General features: G+C 44.4%; 2 protein-coding genes. Both read left to right on the top strand.

Features of this window, described 5'->3' with window-relative positions; genetic code table 11:
• Positions 1-330 (top strand): HAD family phosphatase (locus A3761_RS18690; RefSeq protein WP_156491947.1); only part of this gene is annotated, 330 nt, incomplete at its 5' end.
• On the top strand, positions 299-1,232 hold a 934-nt coding region (locus tag A3761_RS18695; RefSeq protein ID WP_231881259.1), incomplete at its 3' end, for an imelysin family protein. The genes A3761_RS18690 and A3761_RS18695, both read left to right, overlap by 32 nt.

Below are 1,232 nucleotides of genomic sequence, written 5' to 3' on the forward strand. Positions count from 1 at the left end.
ATTACCGCCACAAACCACTTTGTTACTGAGCCTATTGCTCAGGCTTTTGGCATTGATACACTGATAGCGACCCTTCCCGAGCAAGTCGACGGTCGATATACAGGCAAGGTAAGCGGCACACCCAGCTTTAAAGAAGGGAAAATTACGCGTTTGAACGAGTGGTTAGAGACGAATCACCATACACTCAAAGGTTCTTTTTTCTATAGCGATTCACATAATGACCTGCCTTTATTAAAGCTGGTCAGCACGCCAGTCTCTATCGACCCGGATGACACCTTAAGAGAATATAGTGAACAAAATGGCTGGCCAATACAAACTCTCAGAAGCTAAGAAAAAAGACATGATCAGGGGCTTATTCACCACTTTCTGTTGTTTAGCGCTATTCGGCTGCAGTGAACCCTCAACGCCAGATATCACATCCAGCAAAACAAGCTCAGCAATAAACAAGCAATCGTCAGATATTGGCAACCGTCAAATCGCAACACTCTCCACCTCTTTGATCGACCAAATGGTTAAAGAGAGTAATCGATTACTTACTGAAACCAGCAACGCAGCCGCTAAGCTACAAAGTTCTATCGACAAACTAACGACTCAGCCATCGAAAGAATCTCTACAGGAAGCTCATCAGCAGTGGAGTCTAGCTCACGATACATATATCTCGACTAGACTTCTTAGACAATGGCTAAAAAGCCTGAACATCATACATCCGGTTTTGGATGTGACTCTCAGCTCTCCTGAACTCGTTCATACGAACCACAACCGCATTGATCAGTACCCTTTGATTCCTGGCTATTTAGATAAGGTCCAAGGCTACCCGCTAAGCGGTTTAATTCACTCTGAAATCGAATTGACCAAGGATAGCCTTAATCAGGAGCATTTACTCGGAGATTCTGCCTATGTTGCCTTAGGCTTTCATGCTTTAGAGTTTATGCTTTTTGGCGAGAGTGGAAACCCGAGAATCGTTGCAGACTTTTCAATCGAGAACACTAGCAAAAGTCAGAACCAAAGCGCCAAGCGTAGAGCAAAATACCTCAAACTCCTAAGCAAACTGCTCAAACAAGATATCGAAGCTTTTAGCGTTTCTTGGAACAGGCTCGATGGCTACTATCCAGCAGCACTTGCCACCATTCCTGAAGAAGAACTCAGAGCATCACTTCGTCAAATTGCTGAAGTAGAACTCGAAGCCTGTCGGCAAATTCAAATGCTGATCGGCAAGCAAGCTATGCACGATA

The organism is Oleiphilus sp. HI0123, assembly GCF_001635315.1.